Annotated in this window: 20 protein-coding genes and 2 pseudogenes; 15 read left to right on the forward strand and 7 right to left on the reverse strand. The window is 70.7% G+C overall.

Going from position 1 to position 25664, the window contains the following annotated elements; genetic code table 11:
- Window positions 1–3 precede the first annotated feature (3 nt).
- Window positions 4–2562, reverse strand: a complete 2559-nt coding sequence (locus ACFVJQ_RS09635) for an ATP-dependent Clp protease ATP-binding subunit (protein ID WP_385782280.1) — start codon at window positions 2560–2562, stop codon at window positions 4–6.
- Between the two features lie 199 nt (window positions 2563–2761).
- A complete protein-coding gene (gene map / locus ACFVJQ_RS09640) occupies window positions 2762–3529 on the reverse strand; it encodes a type I methionyl aminopeptidase (protein WP_385782283.1) in 768 nt (255 codons plus the stop codon).
- A gap of 32 nt (window positions 3530–3561) precedes the next feature.
- Between map and ACFVJQ_RS09645 the strand changes: the two genes are divergently transcribed.
- The 9 genes from ACFVJQ_RS09645 (at window position 3562) to ACFVJQ_RS09685 (ending at window position 14622) form a co-directional block, all read left to right on the forward strand.
- Window positions 3562–3813 (forward strand): helix-turn-helix domain-containing protein, encoded by a 252-nt coding sequence (locus ACFVJQ_RS09645; protein ID WP_385514327.1) that lies wholly within the window; start codon window positions 3562–3564, stop codon window positions 3811–3813.
- A 127-nt stretch (window positions 3814–3940) separates the two neighbouring features.
- The gene (locus ACFVJQ_RS09650) at window positions 3941–5440 is read left to right on the forward strand and encodes a hypothetical protein (RefSeq protein ID WP_385782286.1); all 1500 of its coding nucleotides are present in this window, start codon (window positions 3941–3943) and stop codon (window positions 5438–5440) included.
- Window positions 5441–5597: 157 nt separating this feature from the next.
- The gene (locus ACFVJQ_RS09655) at window positions 5598–6440 is read left to right on the forward strand and encodes a nitrilase-related carbon-nitrogen hydrolase (RefSeq protein ID WP_224738629.1); all 843 of its coding nucleotides are present in this window, start codon (window positions 5598–5600) and stop codon (window positions 6438–6440) included.
- The gene (locus ACFVJQ_RS09660; RefSeq protein WP_385514325.1) at window positions 6437–7723 is read left to right on the forward strand and encodes an aspartate aminotransferase family protein; all 1287 of its coding nucleotides are present in this window, start codon (window positions 6437–6439) and stop codon (window positions 7721–7723) included. The genes ACFVJQ_RS09655 and ACFVJQ_RS09660 overlap by 4 nt, the downstream gene beginning before the upstream one ends.
- A 27-nt stretch (window positions 7724–7750) precedes the next feature.
- Window positions 7751–9343 (forward strand): PucR family transcriptional regulator, encoded by a 1593-nt coding sequence (locus ACFVJQ_RS09665; protein WP_385514324.1) that lies wholly within the window; start codon window positions 7751–7753, stop codon window positions 9341–9343.
- Window positions 9344–9546: 203 nt separating this feature from the next.
- A complete protein-coding gene (locus tag ACFVJQ_RS09670; RefSeq protein WP_385514323.1) occupies window positions 9547–10389 on the forward strand; it encodes a nitrilase-related carbon-nitrogen hydrolase in 843 nt (280 codons plus the stop codon).
- 139 nt (window positions 10390–10528) lie between these two features.
- A complete protein-coding gene (gene hydA / locus ACFVJQ_RS09675) occupies window positions 10529–11929 on the forward strand; it encodes a dihydropyrimidinase (RefSeq protein ID WP_385514322.1) in 1401 nt (466 codons plus the stop codon).
- Between the two features lie 11 nt (window positions 11930–11940).
- Complete coding sequence (locus ACFVJQ_RS09680) at window positions 11941–12963, forward strand: TIGR03842 family LLM class F420-dependent oxidoreductase (RefSeq protein WP_385782291.1); 1023 nt, start codon at window positions 11941–11943, stop codon at window positions 12961–12963.
- Window positions 12964–13077: 114 nt separating this feature from the next.
- Window positions 13078–14622: an NCS1 family nucleobase:cation symporter-1 gene (locus ACFVJQ_RS09685; protein WP_385782294.1), complete on the forward strand. Its 1545-nt coding sequence runs from the start codon at window positions 13078–13080 to the stop codon at window positions 14620–14622.
- Between the two features lie 27 nt (window positions 14623–14649).
- Here ACFVJQ_RS09685 and ACFVJQ_RS09690 read toward each other — a convergent pair whose 3' ends face one another.
- The gene (locus ACFVJQ_RS09690; RefSeq protein ID WP_385782297.1) at window positions 14650–15312 is read right to left on the reverse strand and encodes a hypothetical protein; all 663 of its coding nucleotides are present in this window, start codon (window positions 15310–15312) and stop codon (window positions 14650–14652) included.
- 248 nt (window positions 15313–15560) lie between these two features.
- On the opposite strand from ACFVJQ_RS09690, the gene ACFVJQ_RS09695 reads away from it, so the two are divergent.
- The 4 genes and pseudogenes from ACFVJQ_RS09695 to ACFVJQ_RS09710 all read left to right on the forward strand — a co-directional run.
- Complete coding sequence (locus ACFVJQ_RS09695) at window positions 15561–16256, forward strand: hypothetical protein (protein WP_385782300.1); 696 nt, start codon at window positions 15561–15563, stop codon at window positions 16254–16256.
- Window positions 16257–16361: 105 nt separating this feature from the next.
- On the forward strand, window positions 16362–17441 hold the full coding sequence (locus ACFVJQ_RS09700; RefSeq protein WP_385782303.1) for a hypothetical protein: 1080 nt from the start codon (window positions 16362–16364) through the stop codon (window positions 17439–17441).
- Between the two features lie 157 nt (window positions 17442–17598).
- A pseudogene (locus ACFVJQ_RS09705) lies at window positions 17599–17889 on the forward strand (PAS domain-containing protein); the annotation flags it as partial.
- 42 nt (window positions 17890–17931) lie between these two features.
- Window positions 17932–19014 (forward strand): annotated as a pseudogene (locus ACFVJQ_RS09710) (ATP-binding SpoIIE family protein phosphatase); the annotation flags it as partial.
- A gap of 261 nt (window positions 19015–19275) precedes the next feature.
- Here ACFVJQ_RS09710 and gap read toward each other — a convergent pair.
- From gap to ACFVJQ_RS09725, 3 genes are all read right to left on the reverse strand, one after another.
- On the reverse strand, window positions 19276–20274 hold the full coding sequence (gap, locus tag ACFVJQ_RS09715) for a type I glyceraldehyde-3-phosphate dehydrogenase (protein ID WP_385514340.1): 999 nt from the start codon (window positions 20272–20274) through the stop codon (window positions 19276–19278).
- 325 nt (window positions 20275–20599) lie between these two features.
- Window positions 20600–21556, reverse strand: a complete 957-nt coding sequence (locus ACFVJQ_RS09720) for a GlxA family transcriptional regulator (protein ID WP_385782306.1) — start codon at window positions 21554–21556, stop codon at window positions 20600–20602.
- Between the two features lie 86 nt (window positions 21557–21642).
- On the reverse strand, window positions 21643–21879 hold the full coding sequence (locus tag ACFVJQ_RS09725; protein WP_385514315.1) for a hypothetical protein: 237 nt from the start codon (window positions 21877–21879) through the stop codon (window positions 21643–21645).
- A 436-nt stretch (window positions 21880–22315) separates the two neighbouring features.
- Here ACFVJQ_RS09725 and ACFVJQ_RS09730 point away from each other — a divergent pair, with 436 nt between their 5' ends.
- Together ACFVJQ_RS09730 and ACFVJQ_RS09735 are read left to right on the forward strand one after the other, a co-directional pair.
- Window positions 22316–22666, forward strand: coding sequence for a YciI family protein (locus tag ACFVJQ_RS09730; protein WP_385514339.1), 351 nt, complete (start codon window positions 22316–22318; stop codon window positions 22664–22666).
- Window positions 22667–22671: 5 nt separating this feature from the next.
- Window positions 22672–23976: an RNA polymerase sigma factor gene (locus ACFVJQ_RS09735; RefSeq protein ID WP_385782309.1), complete on the forward strand. Its 1305-nt coding sequence runs from the start codon at window positions 22672–22674 to the stop codon at window positions 23974–23976.
- 278 nt (window positions 23977–24254) lie between these two features.
- On the opposite strand, the gene ACFVJQ_RS09740 is transcribed toward ACFVJQ_RS09735, so the two are convergent.
- Window positions 24255–25541, reverse strand: a complete 1287-nt coding sequence (locus ACFVJQ_RS09740; RefSeq protein ID WP_385514313.1) for an alkaline phosphatase PhoX — start codon at window positions 25539–25541, stop codon at window positions 24255–24257.
- Window positions 25542–25664: the final 123 nt, after the last annotated feature.

Raw genomic sequence — 25664 nt, forward strand, 5'->3', positions numbered from 1 at the left:
GCGTCACAGCTCAGGAGCGGGCGGCAAGTCCTCCGTACGGAAGGCGAGCCGCCCGTCCTCCATGTCCACGGTCACCCGGCCGCCCTCGCTGACACGGCCGTCCAGAAGCATCCGTGAGAGCTGGTTGTCGACTTCCCTCTGGATCGTGCGGCGCAGCGGGCGGGCGCCGTACTCGGGCTGGTAGCCGCGCTCGGAGAGCCAGTCGACGGCCGCGTCGGTGAAGTCGACCGAGACGCCCTGGGCCCGCAGCAGGCGGCGGGTCTTGTCCAGCAGCAGGTTGGTGATCCGTTCCAACTGCTCGTGGGTCAGCTGGCGGAAGACGACGATCTCGTCGATGCGGTTGAGGAACTCGGGCCGGAAGTGCTGGCGCAGCGGCCGCAGGATCTGCTCCTGTCGCGCCTCCTCGTCGGCCTCGGCGTCGCCCGTTCCGAAGCCGATGCCGGCCCCGCCCCGGGAGATCGCCTCGGAGCCGAGGTTGCTGGTCATCACGATGACCGTGTTGGCGAAGTCGACGGTCCGGCCCTGGGAGTCGGTCAGCCGCCCGTCGTCCAGGACCTGGAGCAGGATGTTGAAGACGTCCGGGTGCGCCTTCTCCACCTCGTCCAGGAGGAGCAGTGAGTACGGGTGCCTGCGTACGACCTCGGTGAGCTGACCGGCCTCCTCGTGCCCGACGTAGCCGGGCGGGGCGCCGATCAGACGGCTGACGGTGTGCCTTTCCTGGTACTCGCTCATGTCCAGGCGGACCATGCGCTCCTCGCTGCCGAACAACGCTTCGGCCAGCGCCCGGGCCAGTTCGGTCTTGCCGACGCCGGTCGGGCCGAGGAAGAGGAAGCTGCCGATCGGCCGGTCGGGACTCGCGAGTCCGGCCCGGGAGCGCAGCACGGCGTCGGAGACGACGCGCACCGCCTCGTCCTGGCCGACGACCCGCTCGTGCAGGTGCTCCTCCAGGCCGAGCAGCCGGTCCTTCTCCTCCTCGGTGAGGCTGCTCACCGGGATGCCGGTCTGCCGTGAGACGACCTCCGCGATCGCCTCCGCGGTGACCTCCAGATGCTGGCCCTCGTCGACCTCCTCCTCGCCGCTGGCCTCCGCGATGCGCTGCTTCAACTCGACGATACGGTCGCGCAGTTGCGTCGCCTGCTCGTACTGTTCGTCGGCGACCGCCTGGTCCTTGTCCCGGGTCAGCTGCTCGACCTCGCGCTCCATGGTCCGTACGTCCGTGCCCTTCGTCCGGGCGCGCAGCCGTACCCGGGCACCGGCCTGGTCGATCAGGTCGATCGCCTTGTCCGGCAGCCGGCGGTCGGTGAGATAGCGGTCGGACAGCTCCACGGCGGCGACGAGCGCCTCGTCGCTGTAGCGGACCTGGTGGTGGGCCTCGTAACGATCGCGCAGACCGCGCAGGATCTCGATCGCGTCCGCGGTGGTCGGCTCGGGCACCATGATCGGCTGGAAGCGGCGGGCCAGCGCGGCGTCCTTCTCGATCCGGCGGAACTCCTCCAGCGTGGTCGCGCCGACGATGTGCAGTTCGCCGCGGGCCAGGGCCGGCTTGAGGATGTTGCCGGCGTCCATGGACCCGCCTTCGCCGCCGCCTCCGGCGCCCACGACGGTGTGCAACTCGTCGATGAAGACGATCAGTTGGTCCGAGTGCGTGCGGATCTCGCCGACGATGTTGTTCAGCCGCTCCTCGAAGTCCCCCCGGTAGCGGGTGCCGGCGACTACAGCGGCCAGGTCCAGCGCGAAGACCCGGCGGCCGCTGAGCACGTCGGGCACGTCGCCGTCGGCGATCCGCTGGGCCAGACCCTCCACGATCGCGGTCTTGCCTACGCCCGCGTCGCCGATCAGCACCGGGTTGTTCTTGCCGCGCCGGGAAAGCACCTCGACTGTCTGCTCGATCTCCTCCTCCCGCCCGATCACCGGGTCGATACGGCCCTGGCGGGCGAGGTCGGTGAGGTCGCGGCCGTACTTGTCGAGCGTGGGGGTGCCCGTGTCGACGCGCGGCCGTTGGTCGGTGCCGGGGCGGGGCTGGGTGGCGTCGGGGGTCTCGGGCGGCAGGCCGGAGGGGGCGAAACGGGCCGCATTGAGGATGTGCCCGGCGGCCGAGTCGGGGTTCGCGGCGAGAGCGCTGAGCACGTGCTCCGGGCCGATGTAACCGGTGCCGCGCGCCCGGGCCAGGTCGTGCGCGTCCAGCAGGGCCCGCTTGGCGGCCGGCGTGAGGGAGAGCGACGTCGGCGGCGGGACCTCGCCCTGCGGGTGCTGGACCGGGCCCGACCGCTCGTCGATCTCCGTCGCCAGCGAGTCGGGGTCCGCGCCGGCCCGGCTGAGCAGACTCCGGGTCGGCTCCGTGGCGAGCGCGGCGCGCAGCAGGTGCTGGGTGTCCAGGTCACGGCTGCCGTGCTCGGCGGCGTACTGGGCGGCGCCGCGTACGAGCTCCCTGGCCGGCTGGCTGAGCAGCTGGCCGATGTTGATCTGGCGTGGGCCGGGGCGCGGGCCGCCGAAGAAGCGGGCCAGGAACTCGCCGAAGGGGTCTGAGTTGAAGCCCTCGGGGCCGGGGAAGCCGCTGGTCATCTCAGTTCCGTTTCGCTGATCGACATGCCGGGGTGCACGAGTGCCCTTGCGCTGTGCGGCTATGCGTGGGGCGCTTCTAACACCCTGGCACGATCGGGGGTGGGCGGCATGTTCGGGCGCCTGCGGTTCCGGGGGGCTCGCTCGTGTCGTGCGCGTGCGGGTCGTGTGTGGTCGTTCGCGCAGTTCCCCGCGCCCCTGCTCACCTTGCCGTGAGGATGCGAGGTCCCGTCTCCGTGATCGCCACCGTGTGTTCCGTGTGGGCTGCTCGGGAGCCGTCGTTGGTGCGGAGGGTCCAGCCGTCGGGGGACGTGTGGTAGTCGTCCCTGCCGCCTGCGATCAGCATCGGTTCGATGGCCAGGACCATGCCGTGGCGCAGGGGGAGACCGCGGCCGGGGCGGCCCTCGTTCGGGACCGGGGGGTCCTCGTGCATGCGGCGGCCGACGCCGTGGCCGCCGAAGCCGTCCATGATGCCGTATCCGGCCGAGCGGCACACCGAGCCGACGGCGTGGGCGATGTCGCCGATGCGGTTGCCGACGACTGCCGCCTCGATGCCGGCGTTCAACGCCCTCTCGGCGGTCTCGATCAGTCGTAGGTCGGCCGCGCGGGGCGTGCCCACGACGAAGCTGATCGCCGAGTCGCCGACCCAGCCGTTCAGTTCCGCCCCGCAGTCGATGGAGACCAGGTCGCCGTCGCGCAGGCGGTGGCGGGTGGGGATGCCGTGCACGATCGCGTCGTTCACCGAGGCGCAGATGACGGCGGGGAAAGGGGTGGACGCGAACGAGGGGCGGTAGCCGAGGAAGGGAGAGGTCGCCCCCGCCTCGCGCAGCACCTCGCGGGCCACCTCGTCCAGCTCCAGCAGGGAAACGCCGACGTCCGCGGCCGCCCGTACGGCGGTCAGTGCCCGCCCGACGATCCGGCCCGCCTCGTGCATGGCGTCGATCGATGTGTCCGTCTTCAGCTCAACCATGCCAATTACTATACCGGTATTAGAATGACGGCATGGTACGCACCCCGTTGACCCCGGAAGAACGCGAACGCGGCGAGCGGCTCGGACGGCTGCTGCGTGAGGCCCGCGGCGGCCGCAGCATGGCGGACGTGGCGGCGAACGCGGGCATCTCCGCGGAGACGCTCCGCAAGATCGAGACCGGCCGTGCCCCGACACCGGCCTTCTTCACGGTGGCCGCGCTGGCCGGGGCCCTGGGTCTGTCGATGGACGAACTGGCCGGAGCGTGTACGCCGGCAGCGGCGTGATGTCACTGTTGGGGTCCGGGTGATCTGAGGCTTCCGCGTCCCCTCTGAAAACTCCCCGTAGCGAGCCTGTAACACGGCTGGTGTTGTCTACGGAACCGGAGTGCTCCGGTCTTGCGGGGGTTGAGCGATGACAGTGGATCAACTCCCCGGTCAGGTGCGGGAGTTCGCGAACTACCTGGACGGCCTGCTGGCGCGCCTGGATCAGGGCGGCGGGTGGTGTGCCGTGTTCTGGCAGCGCGACCCCGAGGGCATGCGGGCCTGCCTCGACGGGCGTGAAGTGCCGCCGTGGGACGTCGTCGAGGCGCTACTGCAGGATCTCGCCGCGGAGTACGGCCCCGGTGTCGCCGGCCCGGAGAAGGAACAGGCCCGCTCCCTGCACGCCGCCGCACTCCTCGCGTACGACGTCACGCTCGGCGGCCGGGACGCCCTCGGGGACCGGCTCGACGTCATGCTCCGCGAGCAGCGCTACGCCGCCGAACGGCTCGCCGAGCTGGGGCGGTTGCTCCATACCGCCACCACCCGGCAGGACGCCGACGCCATCCGCCTGGACCTCGCCTGGGCCCGCGACGACCATGAACGGGCGACCGCACGGTGTGCCGAACTCCGGTCCCGCATAGAGGAGTTGGAGCGACGGGCGGTGGGCGGTCAGGTGCACGGGGCGCAGGCGATCCGGCCGCGGAACACAGCGGAGGGCCCTGTGCTGCACGCCGGGAGCGACCCGTACGGCTCCCAGACCCCGACCCGCCCACAGCCGGCCCCGCACCCCGTCTCCGACCACCCGGCCCCGCACTCCGCCTCCGGCCACTCGGCCCCCGCCCCGTCCCCGCAGCCCACGCCCTTCGACCAGACCCCCACCACCCCCGCTGCCCCGGACCCCAGCCCGGCTGATCCCCGTCCCACCCCCAAGCAGCGCAAACGCCGGCGTGGCAGCGCTCGCTTCGCCGGAATGGTCGAGGAAGAGGCCACCCCCTCCGTCGTACCGCCGGAGGCACCCGCGCCGGCCGCCGCCTCCGGCCGTACCCCGCGCGGAGCCCGCTTCGCGGGTGCCGCCGCCGAGCCGGCCGAGCGGTCGCAGCCACAGGCCGAACCGCTGGACGCGGCGGCACGGCGGGAGACCGCCGGGGTCGTCGAGACGCTGGTGCGGCTGCGCGGCGAGGGGCGCAGCGGTGAGGCGCACGTCCTGCTGGTCGAGGCCGCGTACTGGCCCGCCGCGCGCTTCCCACTGCTCGCCGCGGAGATGGAGCGCGCCGGGCTCGGCGCCGACTGGGCGACGCTGCTGTGGGAGGCCGCCTCGCTGCCCGCCGACCGGCTCGTCGCCGCCGCCGACGCGCTGGCCGCGGCGGGTCGGACCGCCGACGGGGAGCAGATGCTCCGGCAGGGCGTGGCCCGGCCCGCCGCCGAGATCGGCCGGTCCGTGCTCGCCCTGGCCGTCGAGGGCCGCCGCCGCGAGGTCCGCGCGCTGCTCGACGCCTATGTCCGCGTCCGCACCCCCGAGGAGGCGGCCCGCAGCGCCGAGCCGGACCCGCAGACCCTCGTACCGCTCCTGCTGGAGGCGGCACGGGGCGTTTCCGACGACCGGCACTGGGATCTCGTGCACGCCCTCCGGGTGGCCGGGCTCACCTCCTGAGAACCCTGTCGATCACCCACAGGAGTGCGAAACGCGACCGACTCCGCGGGTTAACGACGATGGTCTTGGCAAGGCCTTCACCGAGGCATACGTTCGTGCCTCTACGGCCTGCGTCTACGGGCGTAGAGGCGCTGACGTCCCGTCGAAGGAGCAGCTCATGGCGAACGTCGTCCGTGCCGCTCTGGTCCAGGCCACCTGGACCGGCGACACCGAGTCCATGGTGGCGAAACACGAGGAGCACGCCCGCGAGGCAGCCCGGCAGGGCGCCGGGATCATCGGGTTCCAGGAAGTCTTCAACAGCCCCTACTTCTGTCAGGTCCAGGAGCCGGAGCACTACCGGTGGGCCGAGCCGGTGCCCGACGGGCCGACCGTGCGTCGTATGCAGGAACTCGCGCGCGAGACCGGCATGGTGATCGTCGTGCCGGTCTTCGAGGTCGAGCAGTCCGGTTTCTACTACAACACCGCGGCGGTGATCGACGCGGACGGCTCGTACCTCGGCAAGTACCGCAAGCACCACATCCCGCAGGTGAAGGGTTTCTGGGAGAAGTACTACTTCAAGCCCGGAAACCTCGGCTGGCCCGTCTTCGACACCGCTGTCGGCAAGGTCGGCGTCTACATCTGCTACGACCGCCACTTCCCGGAGGGCTGGCGGCAACTCGGGCTCAACGGCGCCCAGTTGGTGTACAACCCGTCCGCCACGCACCGCGGTCTGTCGGCCTACCTGTGGCGGCTGGAGCAGCCTGCCGCCGCCGTCGCCAACGAGTACTTCATCGCCGCCATCAACCGGGTCGGTGTCGAGGAGTACGGCGACAACGACTTCTACGGCACGAGCTACTTCGTCGACCCGCGAGGGCAGTTCGTGGGGGAGGTCGCCGACGACAAGAGCGAGGAACTCCTCGTCCGTGACCTCGACTTCGACGTCATCGAAGAGGTGCGGCAGCAGTGGGCCTTCTACCGCGACCGCCGCCCCGACGCCTACGAAGGGCTGGTACAGCCGTGACCAAGGACCTGCTGGGCCGCCACCGGGCCGTGCTGCCCGACTGGCTCGCCCTCTACTACGACGACCCGATCGAGATCACCCACGGCGAGGGCCGGCACGTCTGGGACGCCGCCGGAAACAAGTATCTCGACTTCTTCGGCGGCATCCTCACCACCATGACCGCGCACGCCCTGCCCGAGGTCACCAAGGCGGTGAGCGAGCAGGCCGGGCGGATCATCCACTCCTCCACGCTCTACCTCAACCGGCCGATGGTCGAACTCGCCGAGCGCATCGCCCAGTTGAGCGGCATCCCGGACGCCCGTGTCTTCTTCACCACCTCCGGCACGGAGGCCAACGACACCGCCCTGCTGCTGGCCACCACCTGTCGCCGCAGCAACACCGTCCTCGCGATGCGCAACAGTTACCACGGCCGCTCCTTCAGCGCCGTCGGCATCACCGGCAACCGAGGCTGGTCGCCGACCTCGCTGTCCCCGCTGCAGACGCTCTACGTCCACGGCGGCATCCGCACGCGCGGCCCGTACGCCTCGTTGAGCGACGCCGACTTCATCGCGGCCTGCGTCGAGGATCTGAAGGACCTGCTCGGGCACACCCGCCCGCCCGCCGCCCTGATCGCCGAGCCCATCCAGGGCGTCGGCGGCTTCACCTCACCGCCGGACGGTCTGTACGCGGCCTTCCGCGAGGTCCTGAACGAGCGGGGCATCCTCTGGATCGCCGACGAGGTGCAGACCGGCTGGGGCCGCACCGGCGAGCACTTCTGGGGCTGGCAGGCACACGGCCGCAGCGGCCCGCCGGACATCGTCACCTTCGCCAAGGGCATCGGCAACGGCATGTCCATCGGCGGGGTCGTCGCCCGCGCCGAGATCATGAACTGCCTGGACGCCAACAGCATCTCGACCTTCGGCGGCACCCAGATCACCATGGCGGCGGGCCTCGCCAACCTCACGTACCTGCTGGAACACGACCTCCAGGGCAACGCCCGGCGGGTCGGCGGGCTGCTCATCGAGCGGCTGCGGGCGGTCGCCGCGCAGGTACCGGCCGTCCGGGAGGTACGCGGACGCGGGCTGATGATCGGCATCGAGGTCGTGCGGCCCGGCACGGACGAGGCCGACCCGCAGGCCGCGTCCGCCGTGCTGGAGGCGGCCCGCGCGTCCGGGCTGCTCATCGGCAAGGGCGGCGGCCACAACACCAGCGCCCTGCGCATCGCCCCGCCGCTGTCCCTGACCGTCGCGGAGGCCGAGGAGGGCGCCGCGATCCTCGAACACGCTCTGCGGAGCATCAGCTAGCACCAGGCCGAGCAAGGGAACACCGCCATGACCACCACCTCGGAGCCCTTGGAACCGCTGGAGTCCTTCGAACGCCCGGAACCGGCCCTGTCGGTCCGCCAGGTCCTCGCCCTGGAACGGGTGCTCGCGGGGGAGCCCGAGGTGGTGGCCGGTGCGGGCCAGCTCGACCGGCCGGTGCGGTGGGTGCACGTGGCCGAGGCCGCGGACGTCGGGGTCATGCTCAGCGGCGGGGAGATGGTGCTCACCACCGGGGTGCTGCTCGCCGGCGACGTCGCCAAGCAGGCCGAGTACATCCACTCGCTGCACCGCGCGGAGGCCGCAGCCGTCGTCCTGGGGCTCGGCCGTGCCTTCCCGGCCCCGCCGGACGTCATGCGGCGCGCGGCCGAGCGCTGCGGGCTGCCGATGGTGGTGCTGCACCGGCCCTTCCCCTTCGCCGAGCTGACCGAGGAGGTCCAGTCCCGGCTGGTCCGGCGGAAGTTCGCCGCCGTCAGTCTGTCGGAGGCGGTACGGACCGCGCTCACCGGACTGATCACCTCCGGTGCCCCTCTGCAACGGCTGCTCGACGAGGTCGCCCAGCACAGCGCCTGCCCGGTCGTCGTCACCAACCTCGCCCACCGCGTCCTGGCCACGGCGGGGGAGCGGTCGGCGGTGGACGACGTGCTGCGCGACTGGGAGCGGATCTCCCGGCAGGCCGGCGGCCGCGAGGGCGACGGCTGGATCCGCGCCGAGCTGGGCGGGCGCGGGGAACGCTGGGGCCGGATCGTGCTGTGCGGCTACCGCGGCGACACCGCGACCGGACGGCTGCTCGCCGACCGCGCCGCCGAGGCCCTCGTCCTGCACCGCATGCTCGGCGGCAACGCGAGCGGCTCCTGGGAGGAGCAGTCCGCGCAGAGCCTGCTGACCGACCTGGTCAGTGGGGTCGTACCGGCCCGGCAGCTGCTGCCACGCGCGCGTGCCGCCGGACTGCCGGTCAACCGGCGCACCTTCGTGCCGCTCGTCGTACGCGACGGCGACGCCGCCCAGCTCGACCGGGTGCTGCGTCTGCTGGGGATGGCCGGGCTCGTCGCCGAGCTCGCCGACGGAGCCACCGCCGTGCTGCTGAGCCTCGCCCGGGACCAGGACGCGGAGGCGCTCACGGCGCACTTCGCGGCCCGGCTGCGCTCGGAGTCCGGGGCGGCCTCGACAACAGTGGCCGCCGCCGATGCCCGTACCGCCTGGGACGACGTGTCCGCGGGCCTGCGCGAGGCGCGGCATGTCGCCGACGCCGTGGCCGACTCCTCCGCCGCCCTCGACCTCCCGGCCGTCGTCCGCCTGAGGGACGTACACCTGCGGGGCCTGATCCGGCTGTTGCGGGACGATCCGCATGTGCAGTCCTTCGCGGAGCGGGAGCTGGACGGGCTGCTGTGCGGCGGCGAGGAGGATCTGCTGGCGGTGCTGCGGACGTATCTCGCCACCGGCCGCAACAAGTCCCGCACCGCCCAGCTCCACCACGTCTCCCGGCCGGCGCTCTACCGCCGCCTGGAGGCGATACAGGCCCGGCTGCGCGTCGACCTGGACGACTTCGAGCAGGCGGCCTCGGTGCATATCGCGCTCCTCGCGCACGATGCGCAACAGGGGTGACCGGCGATGTGCAACAGGGGTGGACACAGCACTGCGAAACAGCGGGGAAACACGGTACGACCTGGGAAAACGGCGGTGAAACATGGGCTCGCTCCGGGGTGACACCGTGGCACGCCGGGTGCCCGCAGACGTGACACGATGCAACTCAAAGAGGACCACCCGACTTCCTAGGCTCACCGCACACCGAGCTACCGGAGGTCCCGATGAGCAGAGTGATCCGCGCCGCCGTCTTCCAGACCGCCTGGACCGGCGACAAGGAGTCGATGATCCAGGTGCACGAGCAGGCCGTGCGCGACGCCGCCGCGCAGGGTGCTCAGGTCCTGTGCTTCCAGGAGCTGTTCTACGGGCCGTACTTCTGCCAGGTCCAGGACCCGGCCTTCTACGAGTACGCCGAGCAGATCCCCGAGGGTCCCATCGTCCGGCGCTTCCAGGCGCTGGCCCGGGAACTGGGCATCGTTCTCGTCCTGCCGATGTACGAGGAGGAGCAGCCCGGCGTTCTCTACAACACCGCCGCCGTGATCGACGCGGACGGCTCGTACCTCGGCAAGTACCGCAAGACCCACATTCCGCAGGTCAGGGGCTTCTGGGAGAAGTTCTACTTCCGGCCCGGGAACAGCGGCTGGCCGGTTTTCGACACCGCCGTCGGAAAGATCGGCGTCTACATCTGCTACGACCGTCACTTCCCGGAGGGCTGGCGGGCGCTCGGCCTCGCGGGCGCCGAGATCGTCTTCAACCCGTCGGCCACCTCGCGCGGACTCTCCGGCTATCTGTGGCAGCTGGAACAGCCGGCGGCCGCCGTCGCCAACGAGTACTTCATCGGCGCGATCAACCGGGTGGGCGTCGAGGAGTACGGCGACAACGACTTCTACGGGACGTCGTACTTCGTCGACCCGGAGGCGCAGTTCGTCGGCGAGGTCGCGAGCGACAAGGAGACCGAACTGGTCGTGAGGGACCTGGACATGGCGAAGCTGCGAGAGGTCAGGGACCGCTGGCAGTTCTACAGGGACAGGGCGCCGGGGGCGTACGGACCGCTGACAACGCCCTGAGGGGCAGCGCCCCAGGGGCGCGGGCCGAGTCGACATGCGGCTCCTCCCCCACTCTCGGCTTCGCTCGAGCGGGGGGACCCCCACCGTGGGCGCGACCAGCCACACACGACCGGCAGATTCAAACCGCGAGGAGCGACCGATGAGCCGTACAGTGATCCGCGGCGGCCTAGTTGTCACCGCGTCCGACGAGATCCACGCCGACGTCCTGATCGAGGACGGCCGTATCGCCGCCCTCGCCGCCTCCGGCACCCCGGCCGCCGAGGCCTGGACGGCCGAGCGGGTCATCGACGCCACCGGGAAGTACGTCATCCCGGGTGGCGTCGACGCCCACACCCACATGGAGCTGCCGTTCGGCGGCACCTTCGCCTCCGACACCTTCGAGACCGGCACCCGGGCCGCCGCCTGGGGCGGCACGACCACGATCGTCGACTTCGCCGTGCAGAGCGTCGGCCACACCCTGCGCGAGGGCCTGGACGCCTGGCACGCCAAGGCCGAGGGCAACTGCGCCATCGACTACGGCTTCCACATGATCGTCTCCGATGTGAACCAGGAGACGCTCAAGGAGATGGACCTGCTCGTGGAGGAGGGGGTGACCTCCTTCAAGCAGTTCATGGCGTATCCGGGCGTCTTCTACAGCGACGACGGCCAGATTCTGCGTGCCATGCAGCGCTCCGCCGAGAACGGCGGGCTGATCATGATGCACGCGGAGAACGGCATCGCGATCGATGTCCTGGTCGAGCAGGCGCTGGCCCGCGGCGAGACGGATCCCCGGTACCACGGAGAGGTGCGGAAGGCGCTGCTGGAGGCCGAGGCCACCCATCGCGCCATCCGGCTCGCACAGGTCGCCGGCGCGCCCCTGTACGTCGTGCACGTCTCGGCGATGGAGGCAGTCGCCGAGCTGGCCAGAGCACGCGACGAGGGACTCAACGTCTTCGGTGAGACCTGCCCGCAGTATCTGTTCCTGTCGACGGACAACCTCGCCGAACCCGACTTCGAGGGCGCGAAGTACGTGTGCTCGACGCCGCTGCGGCCGCGCGAACACCAGGCGCAGTTGTGGAAGGGGCTCAGGACCAACGACCTCCAGGTCGTCTCCACCGACCACTGCCCCTTCTGCTTCACCGGCCAGAAGGAGCTGGGCCGCGGCGACTTCTCCAAGATCCCCAACGGGCTGCCGGGCGTGGAGAACCGTATGGACCTGCTCCACCAGGCCGTCGTCGACGGGCACATCTCGCGCCGCCGCTGGATCGAGATCGCCTGCGCCACGCCGGCCCGGATGTTCGGCATGTACCCGAAGAAGGGCACCATCGCCCCGGGCGCCGACGCCGACGTCGTCATCTACGACCCGCACGCCGAGCAGGTCATGTCGGCCGACACGCACCATATGAACGTCGACTACTCGGCGTACGAGGGCAAGCGCGTCACCGGCCGTGTCGAGACCGTCCTCTCGCGCGGCGAACCCGTCATCACCGAGCGGGAGTACACCGGGCACGCCGGGCACGGCGTCTACACCCCCCGCTCCACCTGTCAGTACCTCAACTAGGAGCGGTGCCCATGGACTTCGGACTCGTCCTGCAGACCGACCCGCCCGCCTCGCGGGTCGTCTCCCTGATGAAGCGCGCCGAACGCAACGGCTTCACGCACGGCTGGACCTTCGACTCCGCCGTGCTCTGGCAGGAACCGTTCGTGATCTACAGTCAGATTCTGGCCAACACCAGCAAGTTGAAGGTCGGGCCCATGGTCACCAACCCGGGCACCCGCACCTGGGAGGTCACCGCTTCCACCTTCGCCACCCTCAACGACATGTTCGGCAATCGCACCGTCTGTGGCATCGGCCGCGGCGACTCCGCGATGCGCGTGGCCGGCCGCAAGCCCAACACCCTGGCCCGGATCAGCGAGGCGATGAAGGTGATCCGGGCGCTGGGCAGCGGCGGGGACGCCGACCTCGGCGGCACGGTGATCCGCTTCCCGTGGATCAAACCCGGCGCCCAACTCCCCGTCTGGATGGCCGCGTACGGCCCCAAGGCCCTGAAGATGACCGGCGAGGAGGCCGACGGGTTCATCCTGCAGCTCGCCGACCTCTATCTCACCGAGTACATGGTCAAGGCGGTCAAGGACGCGGCCGTCGCCGCCGGACGTGATCCGTCCGAGGTGACGATCTGCGTCGCCGCGCCCGCGTACGTCACCGAGGACGACTCGCCCGAGGCGCTCGCCCACGCGCGCGAGCAGTGCCGCTGGTTCGGCGGGATGGTCGGCAACCATGTCGCCGACCTGGTCGCCAAGTACGGGGAGCACTCCGCCGCCGTACCGGACGAACTCACCGACTACATCAAGGCCCGCGAGGGTTACGACTACTCGCACCACGGGCGCAGCGGCAACCCGGACACCCAGTTCGTACCGGACGAGATCGTCGACCGGTTCTGCATCATCGGACCGGTCGAGAAGCACATCGAGAAGCTGAACGCCCTGCGCGAGCTGGGCGTCGACCAGTTCGCGGTGTACGACATGCACGACGCGCAGGAAACGGTGATCGACGCGTACGGCGCGCGGATCATCCCCGCGGTCAACGCCGCCTGATCGCCGGACCCGACCCCACCCCCCACCTTGTCTCCCCTCCCCACCTCCCCGGGGAGGGGCCCAAGGCCCGCCCCCGCACGGCCTCTCCTGTCCCCTTTGTCGATTGGCCTGCCCATGACCGAAACAGTCCCCACGGGGTCGTCCGCCGCCCAGACCGTCGACGCCGACGGCCGGGCAGAGCTCGCCCCCGAGGCCTACCCCGCCAACAGCCCCTTCGCCAACGAGGACCTGCGTCCCGTCCCGGTCGCCGAGCGCAAGTGGACGACGTACAACTTCGCGGCGCTGTGGATCTCCATGGCCCACTGCATCCCCAGCTGGACCCTGGCCTCCGGCCTGGTCGCACTCGGCATGGACTGGAAGCAGGCGGTCTTCACCATCGCTCTCGCCAACGTCATCGTGCTGCTGCCGATGCTGGCCACGGGCCACGCCGGCCCCAAGTACGGCATCCCCTTCCCGGTGCTCGCCCGCGCCTCCTTCGGGCTGCGCGGCGCCAACATCCCGGCGCTGATCCGCGCGGCCGTGGCCTGCGGCTGGTTCGGCATCCAGACCTGGATCGGCGGCAGCGGCATCTTCGCGCTGGGCTCCAAGCTCACCGGCGGTGAGTGGGAGAAGGCCGGGCAGATCGCCGGCAACCCGTGGCCGCTGTGGCTCTGCTTCATCCTGTTCTGGGCCGTGCAGATCGCCATCATCTACCGCGGCATGGACTTCCTGCGGCACTTCGAGAACTGGGCCGCGCCCTTCGTGATCGTCGGCGCCTTCGTGCTGCTGATCTGGATCGCCGTCCAGGCCGACGGATTCGGCGAGTTGCTGTCGCAGCCCTCCAAGCTCGGCTGGGGTGCGGACTTCTGGCCGGTCTTCTTCCCGTCCCTGATGGGCATGATCGGCTTCTGGGCCACCCTGTCGCTCAACATCCCGGACTTCACCCGCTTCGGCGCCAGCCAGCGCGCCCAGACCTGGGGTCAGTCCCTGGGCCTGCCCACCACGATGACCCTGTTCGCGATCCTCGCCGTGCTGGTCACCTCCGGCTCCGAGGTCGTCTACGGCGAGGCGATCTGGGACCCGGTCACCCTCGCGGCCAAGGCGGACAACGTCTTCGGTCTGCTCTTCGCGCTCATCACGGTGCTGGTCGCCACCATTTCCGTGAACATCGCGGCGAACGTGGTCTCGCCCGCGTACGACCTGGCCAACCTTGCGCCGAAGTTCATCAACTTCCGTACGGGCGCGCTCATCACGGGCGTCGTCGGCATCCTGATCTTCCCGTGGAAGCTGATCTCCACGCCCGAGTTCTACATCTTCACCTGGCTCGGTGTGGTCGGCGGTCTGCTCGGCACGGTCGCGGGCATCCTCATCGCCGACTACTGGATCGTCCGCCGTACGGTCCTGCACCTGGCGGACCTGTACACGCCCGGTGGGCGCTACTGGTACTCCGCCGGCTGGAACTGGCGGGCCATCGTGGCCTTCGCGGTCGGCGGCGTCCTGGCCGTCGGCGGCTCGTACTCGACCGTGGGCGCAGACGGCACGAAATCGGGTCCGTTCCCGGCCGACGGGCTGATCCCGTTCCTCAAGCCGCTCGCCGACTACGGCTGGGCGGTGGGGCTGGCCGCCTCGCTGCTGCTGTACGTCGCGCTGATGCTGCCAAGGGAGCGGACCGCTTCCTGAGGCCTCGCTCTCGGAGGGCGGCCGGCTCTACTGGCCGCCCTTCAGGGCCGCCACCGCCTCCTTGGCGGCCTTGATGGCGCCCTTGTTGATCTCGTCCGTGCTGGGCGCCTCCTTCGACTCGAAGTCGGAGCCGTTGTACGTGATGACCAGCAGCGCGTTGGCGTCACGCACCAGCACCACGCCCTCGCGCGTCTTCTGGTCGTCCTCGGTGGTGAGGTTCACGACGGAGTAGGCCGCGTCGCCGAGGCCGGGCACGTCGCCGCCGCCGCTCTTCTCCTTGACCCGCTCCCTGTACTTCTTCGCCGCGTGGTCGTCGGAGTCGCTGATCTCGAAGGAGACGTCGAGCCAGCGGTAGTCGTAGCCACTGAGCGCGTTCCAGGAACAGGTGCGGCGGACCGACTTGTCCGTCGAGGCGATCTCCTTCCCGCCCGTCTTGGCATCCGGCACCAGCGACGTGATCGTCTTCTTGGCCAGGCTGGTGCAGGGCGCCGGGGCAGAGGTGTACGTCTTCGGCACGGCGGTCGTGGACGGCGCGGAGGCGGACTGGGTCCCGGTCTTGCCGGTCGCCCGGTCCTGGGCGGCCGGCACCGACGAGTCCGGGCCCGAACTGAGGGCCCAGCCCGCACAGGCGAGCACGACGACCGGAGTCAGGCGTGCGGTGAGAGCGAGCGGCAGAGGAAGAGAACGCACGGCGCACTTCTCGTGGGGGACGGTGCGGAGGGGTCCGCACAGCGGACGGGACGCCAGTGTCACACGAGTCCCTGTGAGGCGAAAGTGCCAACTCGCTCCGTGCCCGCGCGGTAACTCGCGCCCCATACTGATGCGTTGAGTGTCCCGTTATGTCCATCGCCTGGTCTGGGCGTGTGGTGAGGCCGCGGCAATCCCGGCTGCCATCGCATGGCGTCCGGAGCCGCCTGGTGATCGGTTAATGTGCGCGAATGTCAAACGCTCCTGCGTACGGCGCGTACCGGACAGGCCGCCTGTGGGCCGCGGCCGGCGTGTCGTTCGGCGTTCTGTTCGTCGGCTCGGGCTTTGCTCTGCTGAGCCTGCTCGAGTTCGACGAACGATGCAGTCACGGGATGGTCCAGGGCCCCGGACGACTGCGCGACGTGCGAAACCAGGCCTTCCCCCCGGCCACCATCTGCGAGTTCGAGGGCGGAGACGTCTCCGCGGGAGGCACGGGGATACTCGGCGCGGTGCTCTGGCTCAGCCTGCTGGCCTTGGCTGTGAGCGTGGTCGCGGCCCTGCTCGCCGAGTGCTTCGAACCGCCCGCTGAGCACCACCTTGCCGAACCGGTGTCCCGTGCCGGCAAGCTGCGCCGCACGGGAACGGCCTTCTTCGTGACCGGCTCCGTGTTCCTGATGTTCTACGCGCTGGTGGCGTGGCAGCTGTTCACCGGTCCCTCGTCGTCCTGCTCGGCCGGTTCCGACTGGGGTTCCAATTCGCCGAGGACGCTGGACTACAGCTTCTTCCCGCCGCAGGCGACCTGCCAGTACAGCAGCGGAATGACGAGGCAGATGGTTCCGGAGTGGGCACAGAGCCTGGCCGTGGTGCTGGCCGTTCCCGCGCTGATCGCGGGAGTCGGGTTCGTGCTCGCGTGGCGCCGATGGTGGTCGGAGCGACGGCGGCCGTAGGCCGTACCCCGACCTCACGGTGAATCGCGGCGCGTCGGGTACACGGGCAGGAGCAAGTGGACGGCTCAGCGGGAACCGCGTGAACCGGACCGAGGAGCGATTCTCATGAGGCTGCATTTCCTCGCCCCCCTGTACGCCCGGCCAGGCCCGTACGCCTCCGTCTACGTGGACACCTCGCGGGACATCGACGACCCGGACAAGGCGATCGAGCTGCACCGGCGCCACGCCCGCTCGGACCTCGTCGAGCTGGGCGCCGACCCGGCCACCGTCGACGCCTCCGCCGATGCCGTCGGGACCGACGCCGACCTGCCCGGCCGCCATGGCCAGGCCCTCTTCGCCACCCACGGCGAACTGATCCTCACCGAGGAGCTGCCGCAACCTCCCCCCGTGGACAAGGCCAGCTACGCCCTGCTTCCCGACGCCATGCCCCTGGCGCTGCAGCATGCCCCCGACATCCCCTACGCCGCCGCCGTCCTCAGCCGCGTAGAACCGGAGGAGAGCGACACAGCCGCCGAAGACCTGCAGGTGAGGCTGCAAACCGGGCGCTGGCCGAGCAGCTCCGTGGCGCCCCGGGCCCTCACCCACCTGCGGGTACCGATTCGCGAGTGGCACCAGGAGGCCCAGCGGCTCGCCGACGAGCTGGCCCACCTCATCGACCTCGGCCACGCCGACACTCTCGTGCTCTGTGGGGACACCTGGGCACGTGGTGTCCTTGTCAACCGTTTGCCCGCCCCCGTACGCAGTCGCGTGGCCACCGTCCCCGGCAACGGACAGGACGTCGAGACCGGCCGGGCCCTGCTCGAGCCCCAGCTCGCCGCCCTCTTCCACGGCCGACTCTCCGCCCACGACCGCGACCGGCTGGAGAGCTTCGCCGCCCAGCGTGCCCGTCACCCCGCCGGTGAGGGGCTGTCGGCCACCGTCGCAGCCCTGCAGCGTGGCCAGGCCGACGCCCTCCTGGTCAACCACCCCGTCGAGGAGTGGCCCCCGCTCTGGATCGGCACCGACCCCGACCAGATCGCCCTGTCCGCCGCCGACCTGCAAACCTTCGGTGCCACCGGCTACGAGAAGCAGCCCGCGGACGCCGCCCTGCTGCACGCCGCCGTCACCACCGGTGCCGAACTGATAGTCGTCCCACGGCAACAGACGCCGCTGGAGGACGGGATCGGCGTGCTCCTGCGCTATTGACCGCGGGCTGGTCGATTGCCGCGGCAGGGACATCGACACCGGCCTGCGCCGCCCGGCTCCGGCCTAGCGGCGGCCTCCGGTGGTTCACCTGTGCCCATTCAGCCGGAGAACCTGCGCGTCGGGTCCGGTAGCACACTGGAAAGTAGAGGTTGAGGGGATGTACGACCACACCCTGGCGGCGGAAAATGCTGCGGCTGCTGTGGACGCGCGGGGCGTCGTAGCGGCCTGGAGCCGGGGTGCCCGACTGCTGCTGGGTTACGAGCCGGGCGAGGCGATCGGACGTCCGGCGACCGATCTTCTTGCCGCCCGCCTTCCCGACTCGGCGTGGCGGAGCCTGTCCCAGCAGGAGCCGTGGACCGGGCGGGTCGCGCTGCGCGACCGGGACGGCCACACGATCGAAGCCGATGTGCGGGCCTACCCGCTGGTGGGCGCCGATGACCACGTCGGGTGGTTCATCCACGCCGCCCCACAGGAGGCCGACGGCGCGGACCTGGCCCTGCAGCGTCGCCTGCTTCTGTATCACCGGCCCGCACAGCTGGCCGTGGAGACGGCGATGCGCTACCTGCCCGCGGATCCGCAGGCCGGTGTGGGCGGCGACTGGTTCGACGTGATCCCGCTCTCCGGCGCCCGGGTGGCTCTCGTCGTCGGCGATGTCGTCGGCCACGGCATCCAGGCGTCCGCAACCATGGGCCAGCTGCGCAGCGAGATCCGCACATTGGCCGATGTCGATCTTCCTCCTGACGAACTGCTGACCCACCTCGACGACCTCATCCTCGAAGAGATCGAAGAGGGCATCGAATCCGCCGGGGAGGTCGGCGCGACATGCCTGTACGCGGTCTACGACCCGGTCTCCCGCCAGTGCACCCTGGCCAGCGCCGGCCACCCCGCCCCTGCCGCCGTCATGCCGGACGGCTCCGTGGACTTCATCCCCGTCGCCCCAGGCCCGCCTCTCGGGGTAGGCGGCCTCCCGTTCGAAGCAACCGACGTCCGCCTGCCCGAAGACAGCCTGCTCGTCCTGTACACGGACGGACTCATCGAGACCCACGACCGCGACATCGACACCGGAATGCAGGAACTCCTGCACGCCCTGGCCGACCCCACCCCATCGCTGGAAGCCACCTGCGACAACCTCATCACGACGCTCCTGCCCGAGCGACCGGACGACGACGTCGCGCTGCTCGTCGCCCGCACGAACGCTCTCGGTCCCTCCCACGTGGCCACCTGGGACCTGGCCGCGGCGCCCGTCGTCGTCGCCGACGCGCGCCGCCGGGCCGCCGATCAGCTCACGACCTGGGGCCTGCAGGATGCCGTCCCCACCACCGAGCTGATCGTCAGCGAGCTGGTCACCAACGCCATCCGGCATGCCGAAGCCCCCATCCAACTGCGGATCATCCGCAACACCACCCTGATCTGCGAGGTCTCCGACGCCAGCAGCACCGCGCCCCACGCACGCCGCGCCCGTGCCCTGGACGAGGGCGGCCGTGGCCTGTTCCTGGTCGGCCAGCTCGCCGAACGCTGGGGCACCCGTCACACGCCGACCGGAAAGACCATCTGGGCGGAGCAGCCCCGACCGCTCCCTCGCCCCCGGCGTCTGCCCGCCGGGAGACCACACACAGCGGATCACGTGGTGGCACCACACAACACCCAACATGAGCACCCGGCGTGGCCGACCGACATCTCCCGCCCGGCCCGCCAAGCGTGCGGCGACGACGGGATCACGGTGAGGCCATGACCGAATCACCGGTGCCCGGTGGTCCGCCACGTTGGCTGTCGCGCCACCGAACTCCCTCGACCCGCGCCGGGAGCAGACCGCGGGGGTCGCCCCGGCGTCCGGTCAGCGTGCGGCGAGGAGTTCGAGCGTGTCGATCACGCGGTTCGAGAAGCCCCACTCGTTGTCGTACCAGGCGACAACCTTGACGTGGCGGCCATCGACGCGGGTGAGGGCCGAGTCGAAGATCGACGAGGCCGGATGGCCCGTGATGTCTGACGACACGAGCGGGTCGTCCGAGTACTCGAGGATGCCGGCAAGCGGCCCCTCCGCCGCGGCGCGGTACGCCGCCAGCACGTCGTCGCGCGTCACGTCGCGAGCGACGGTCGTGTTGAGTTCGACGATCGAGCCCACCGGAACCGGCACGCGGATCGAGTCGCCCGACAGCTTGCCGTCGAGATTCGGCAGCACGAGGCCGATCGCCTTGGCCGCGCCCGTCGTGGTCGGCACGATGTTGACAGCGGCGGCGCGGGCGCGGCGGGCGTCGCGGTGCGGACCGTCCTGCAGGTTCTGCTCCTGCGTGTAGGCGTGCACCGTCGTCATGAAGCCGTGCTCGATGCCGGCGAGTTCATCCAGCACCGCGGCCAGCGGCGCAAGGGCGTTGGTCGTGCACGAGGCGTTCGAGATGATCGTGTGCACGGCCGGGTCGTACGCGTCGGTGTTGACCCCGAACGCAAGTGTGACATCGGCGCCGTCCGACGGCGCACTGACGAGCACCTTCTTCGCGCCCGCGTCGAGGTGCGCGCGGGCGGCCTTGGCCGACGTGAAGCGGCCGGTCGCCTCGAGCACGATGTCCACGCCGAGCTCGGCCCACGGCAGCTGCGCCGGTTCGCGCTCGGCGAGCACCGTGATGCGACGGCCGTCGACGACGAGGGCGTCCCCGTCGACGGTCACCGGGCGACCGAGCCGGCCGGCCGTCGTGTCGTAGGCGAGCAGCCGCGCGAGGGTGGCGGGCTCCGTGAGGTCGTTGACGGCGACGACCTCGAGGTCGCTGTCGCGTTCGAGCAGCGCGCGCAGCACATTGCGTCCGATGCGGCCGAATCCATTGACGGCGATGCGAGTCATGAGTGGTGTCCCTTCGTTCGCCACCAGGTTCGCGGGCCGCATCCGCCCGTGACAGCGGCGAGATCGCCACGGTTCACAAGGATCGCGCCACGCCACGGCGGGCTAGGGCCTGTCCGGCGGATCAGGTCGCAGGAAAGCGACGGTGACTGATCGGCGCCGGTGAGCGGGGTCTGGTGCGTGCAGCTGCAAGGCGGAGGAGGGAGTCGACGCGATGGGGGTCCCCCCGCGCGAGCGAAGTCGAGAGTGGGGGAGTCGGCGACCGACGACAACGCCGCAGATGGGCGTGCCAGACCCCGCGTCTGCGGCATGATCCGCCGGACAGGCCCTAGTCGCCCTGCGCAAAGGTGCGCCGGTACTCGCTCGGCGTGGTGCCGAGGATGCGCTGGAAATGCAGCCGCAGATTCGAACCGGTGCCGAGGCCGACGTCGGCGGCGATCTGCTCGACACTGCGTTCCGAACGCTCAAGCAGCTCACGGGCCACGTCGATGCGTGCCCGCATGACCCACTGCATCGGCGTGTACCCCGTGTCCTCGACGAAGCGCCTCGAGAATGTGCGCGGCGAGACCGCCGCGTGCCGGGCGAGCAGCTTGAGGGTGAGGGGCTCGCCGAGCCGGTGCAGCGCCCACTCGCGGGTGGCGGCGAACCGCTCGCCGAGCGGCTCGGGTACGCTGCGCGGCACATACTGCGCCTGACCGCCGCTGCGGTAGGGGGCCGCAACCAGGCGCCGGGCCGCGTGATTCGACGCGGCCACGCCGAGGTCCCCGCGCAGAATGTGCAGGCACAGGTCGATGCCCGAGGCGGCGCCGGCAGACGTCAGCACGCTGCCCTCGTCGACGAACAGAACGTTCTCGTCGACCCGCACGAGCGGATGCTTCGCCGTGAGCGCCCGCGAGTAATGCCAGTGCGTCGTGGCGCGCTTGCCGTCGAGCAGACCGGTGGCGGCGAGCGCGAACGCGCCCGTCGAGATGGCGGCGAGCCGCGCGCCCCGGCCGTGGGCGGCGAGCAGCGCGTCGACGACGGCCGACGGCGGGTCGTCGCGGTCCGGGAACCGGTAGCCGGGGATGAAGACGATGTCGGCCCACGCAAGCGCCTCGAGGCCGTGGGCGACGTGGTACGACAGGCCGTCGCCGCCGGTCACGAGACCGGTTTCCGCACCGCACACCCGCACCTCGTACGGCATGCTCGCCCGAGTCGTGAACACCTGCGCCGGAATGCCGACATCGAGCGGCTTCGCACCCTCGAGCACAAGGACGGCGACGCGATGCAGGGCGGAGGATGGCACGGGAAACAGGGTACGAGGGGTGTGAGGCCGACCCGTTCGACCTTACTGACGGCGCTGGCTACGTGACGTACCGGCAGATGCTGCCGTCAGGCATGATCCACGAGTTGCGCGAAGCCCTTCTGGCGGGCGCAGTGCGCACAGCAGAAGAACTGCCCGTCCGCTTGGAGACCGTGGCCGAGGATGCGGCACTGGCAGTTGTCGCAGACCGGTGCCATCTTCTGGGCGGCGCACTCGATGCTGTCGAAGGTGTGGACTGCTCCTCCTGCGGCGCGCACTTCGAACGACATCTCGTAGTCGTTGTGGCAGACCTCGCACACGGCCATGAATGGTCAGCTCCTCGTTGTTCGGGGCATGGCAAGCTGGATCGGAGGCGGCGAGGAAGGGGCGCAGGGCGATCGATAGCCTCAGGACTGATCCTGAGCGCCCATGGTCTGGCCGATGGGCGCAAACAGCGAGGTGAGAGGCAGCCGTATGTTCACCACCCGGCCCACCCTCCAGGGCACCTTCGGCATGGAGGCCCCGGAGCCGGGGCGCTGACTTGGGCTTTTGGCGCCTTCTGGGTGTCTGACCTGCGGGAACGTCTCTTTCACCGTCTTGTCAGAGGCATTCCCGCTTGTGTTGCTCGAACTCCCCAGAGCCTGCCTTGGTGAAATTCTTCGGGAAGGGTGTCCATCCGAGAGCGTGCCGTTCGTAGTCATGTCGTACGACGGCTGTGTCGTGCGCGAAGACAAGAAGGCAAGGGACGTCGGGAGACTGACTGTGAAGTACATGCTGCTGATCAATGCCGGTGCCGTGGACGAAAACGGCGGAGCCGCCGAGTGCAGCGTCGAGGACTGGATGGCCTACGACAAGGAGGTGAGGGATGCCGGGATCCTGGTCTCCGGCGAGTCGCTCGCCGACCTGGTCACCGCAACCACGGTGCGGGTCGATCAGGAGGGCAGGCGGACCGTGACGGACGGGCCGTTCGCCGAGACCCGGGAGGTTCTCGGCGGCTTCTACGTCATCGACGTGCCGGACCTGGATGTCGCGTTGGACTGGGCCGCCCGCTGTCCGGGGGCACGGGGCAGCGGGTCGGTCGTGGTGCGGCCGGTGGCCGAGTTCGGGGGCTGAGGATCGTGGACGAGCGGGCCGCCGGTACCGGGACGCCTGTTGCGGCGTCGGTGGAGGCCATCTTCCGGGAGGAGCGTGGCCGCCTGCTGGCGGCCCTCGTCCGTCGCTTCGGGGATCTCGATCTGGCCGAGGAGGTGGCCTCGGAGGCCATCGAGGCGGCGTTGGTGCACTGGCCGTCCTCCGGCGTTCCGCCCCGGCCCGGGGCGTGGCTCATGACGACGGCGCGGCGCAAGGCGGTGGACCGGCTGCGGCGGAACCGCGCCTACGCCGCCCGGCTGGCGCTCCTGCAAACGGACGCCGATCGTGCCGCCCCCGCCCCGCCCGCGGATGCCGGTGGAGAACTGCCGGACGAACGGCTGCAGTTGTTCTTCACCTGCGCCCACCCGGCGCTGGCGGCCGAGGACCGGTTGGCGCTGACCCTGCGGTGCCTGGCCGGGCTGACCACGCCCGAGGTCGCCCGGGCCTTTCTCGTGCCACCGGCGACGATGGCCAAGCGCATCACGCGGGCGAAGAAGAAGATCCGCGAGGCCCGTATCCCCTTCCGTGTGCCCGGCGCCGAGGAACTCCCGGAACGATTGCCGGGAGTGCTGCAGACCATCTACTCGATCTTCACCGAGGGGTACGCGGCCAGCTCGGGCCCACTACTTCAGCGGCTCGACCTCGCCGAGGAGGCCATCCGGCTGGCCCACATCCTGCACTGGCTACTGCCCGCCGAACGGGAGGTCGCCGGGCTGCTCGCGCTGATGCTGCTCGTCCATGCCCGACGCGAGGCCCGCACCGGTCCGGACGGCGCGCTCGTGCTGCTCGACGAGCAGGACCGCGGCCGCTGGGACCGCGCGATGATCGACGAGGGCCGGGACTTGGTGCTCATCGCTCTCACTGGCGGACCACCCGGCCCGTATGGCGTGCAGGCCGCGATCGCCGCGCTGCACGACGAGGCCGAAGACCTCGCATCGACCGACTGGCCGCAGGTCGTGGCGCTCTACGACGTGCTGCTCGCACTGGCGCCGTCCCCCGTCGTCGCGCTGAACCGGGCGGCAGCCGTGACGATGCGCGACGGCCCGGAAGCGGGCCTGGCCCTGCTGGACGATCTGGCCGACGAGCCGCGGCTGCGCGACTACCACCCCTACCCGGCCGTGCGGGCCGACCTGCTCAGCCGGCTGGGCCGCCTCACCGAGGCGACGGCCGCCTATCGGGAGGCACTCGCCCTGGCCGGGACCGAGCCCGAGCGCGCCCACCTGCGACGCAGGCTGCATGCCGTCGAAGAGGCCGCCAGAGCCTCCGCTCCGGACCGCACAGCCGACACCTGACGGCGCGCCCGCAGCGGTCAGCGTGCCACCAGCACCGCCGCAGCTCTCCCTTCGCGCTGCGGGCCGCCGCTGACGTGGTGTACATCGAGCCGTGCCCGCCTTCGCCTCAACTCTCCCTGTCCCGCGGGCCGGGCGGCGAGTGGGTGCGTTCGCGCAATGAAGCTCTCGGCCGAGGCCGGGCGTTGCGGGAGCGCGTCGAGGCCGCCGACACCGCGCACCTGGTGATGCTGGGCTGGGCGTACGGAGTCCTCGACGCGTCCCTCGTTCCCGGCCGAAGGCTAGAGGGCGCCCTGGGTCCAGGGCCCGGTGATCGCGAAGGTGATGCCGGGGGTCTGGATGTTCACGAACAGCCAGTTGCCGTTCTTCGGCTCGAACACCGAGCCGGCCCACTCCGAGCCCCGGTGGTCGGCCGCCGCGACGTTCTTGCCCGCGGTCCCGCCGCGCAGATCAACGTTGTTGGCGGCGAAGCGGAAGATCTCGCCCTCGGTGGTCAGCCCGTGGACGTACTCGGTGCCGCCGCCGTCCTCGCAGAGCACCAGGCCACCGCGCGGGCTGACACACATGTTGTCCGGCGCGTTGAGGACCTCGGCGCCGGGCGAGGCGAAGAGGACGCGGAACTCGTCGGTGGCCGGGTCGAGTTCGAAGACCTGGCCCTGGCGAGCCGGACCGCCGTCGGTGGTGATGACGTAGATGCGGTCGTTGCCGTACCAGGCACCCTCCAGGCGGCTGAACACCGCGGCGCCGTTGGCCTGCGCCTGGAGCCGCACCGTGTCCGTCGCGGGGTCGACGTCCTCCACGGGCACCCAGGAGACGGTGCCGTACACCTTCTCGCCGTCGAGGCGCGTGTCGTACGACGTGCTGCCGATGCGAAGGGCCTCCAGCCGGCCCCCCTTGGACAGCTCGCCCGGGACCGCCGGGACGAAGCGGTACAGCGAGGCGTCGCCGCGGTCCTCGGTCTCGTAGACGTAGCCCGTCGCCGGGTCGACGGCGATCGCCTCGTGGTTGAACCGGCCCATGGCCCTGTACGGCTCGGGGTTGCCCTTGCCCTGCGAGGCCACCTCGAAGATGTAGCCGTGGCGCTTGCCGGCGGTCGTGGAGAAGGTTTCCTCGCAGGTCAGCCAGGTGTTCCACGGCGTGGGACCGCCGGCGCAGTTGCGGATGGTGCCGCCGAGGCTGCCGTAGGACTCCAGCCACTGGCCGGCGTCGGGGTCGAAGACCAGGGTGGTGGTGCCACCACCGGCCTCGGGGTTGTAGGCGGGGGCGGTGAAGGCGGGACCGGCGCCGCGCTCGTGGTTACGGACGAGATGGACCTTGTCGCCGTAGCGGAAGGCCGCCATGCCGTCGTGCGAACCCGGGGTGCGCACGCCGTCGTCCATGAGGTCGTTCGTCCACCCGTAGGAGATGTACTCGAACCCGCGCGGCAGCTGGAGCAGTTCCAGCCCGGTCGCCTGATCCTTGACCGGGCTCAATGGGCCGTATCCGGCGTCGAATTCGAGCTTCAGCGGGGCGGCCGCCGCCGTGCGCGCGGCGAGGGCCTGGAAGGGGACGGAAGCGGCCGCGGCCACCGCTGCTCCACGCAGAAGGGTGCGTCGTTCGAAACCGGGACCGGTCGGTCTTCCGGCGGACGTGCCTGTCATGGGAGTCCTCTCGATGCAACGAACGGGGGGCGGCCGCGGTCACCCTAGGAG

This window comes from Streptomyces sp. NPDC127197 (assembly GCF_042672405.1).
GTDB classification, from domain to species: Bacteria; Actinomycetota; Actinomycetes; order Streptomycetales; family Streptomycetaceae; genus Streptomyces; species Streptomyces flavusporus.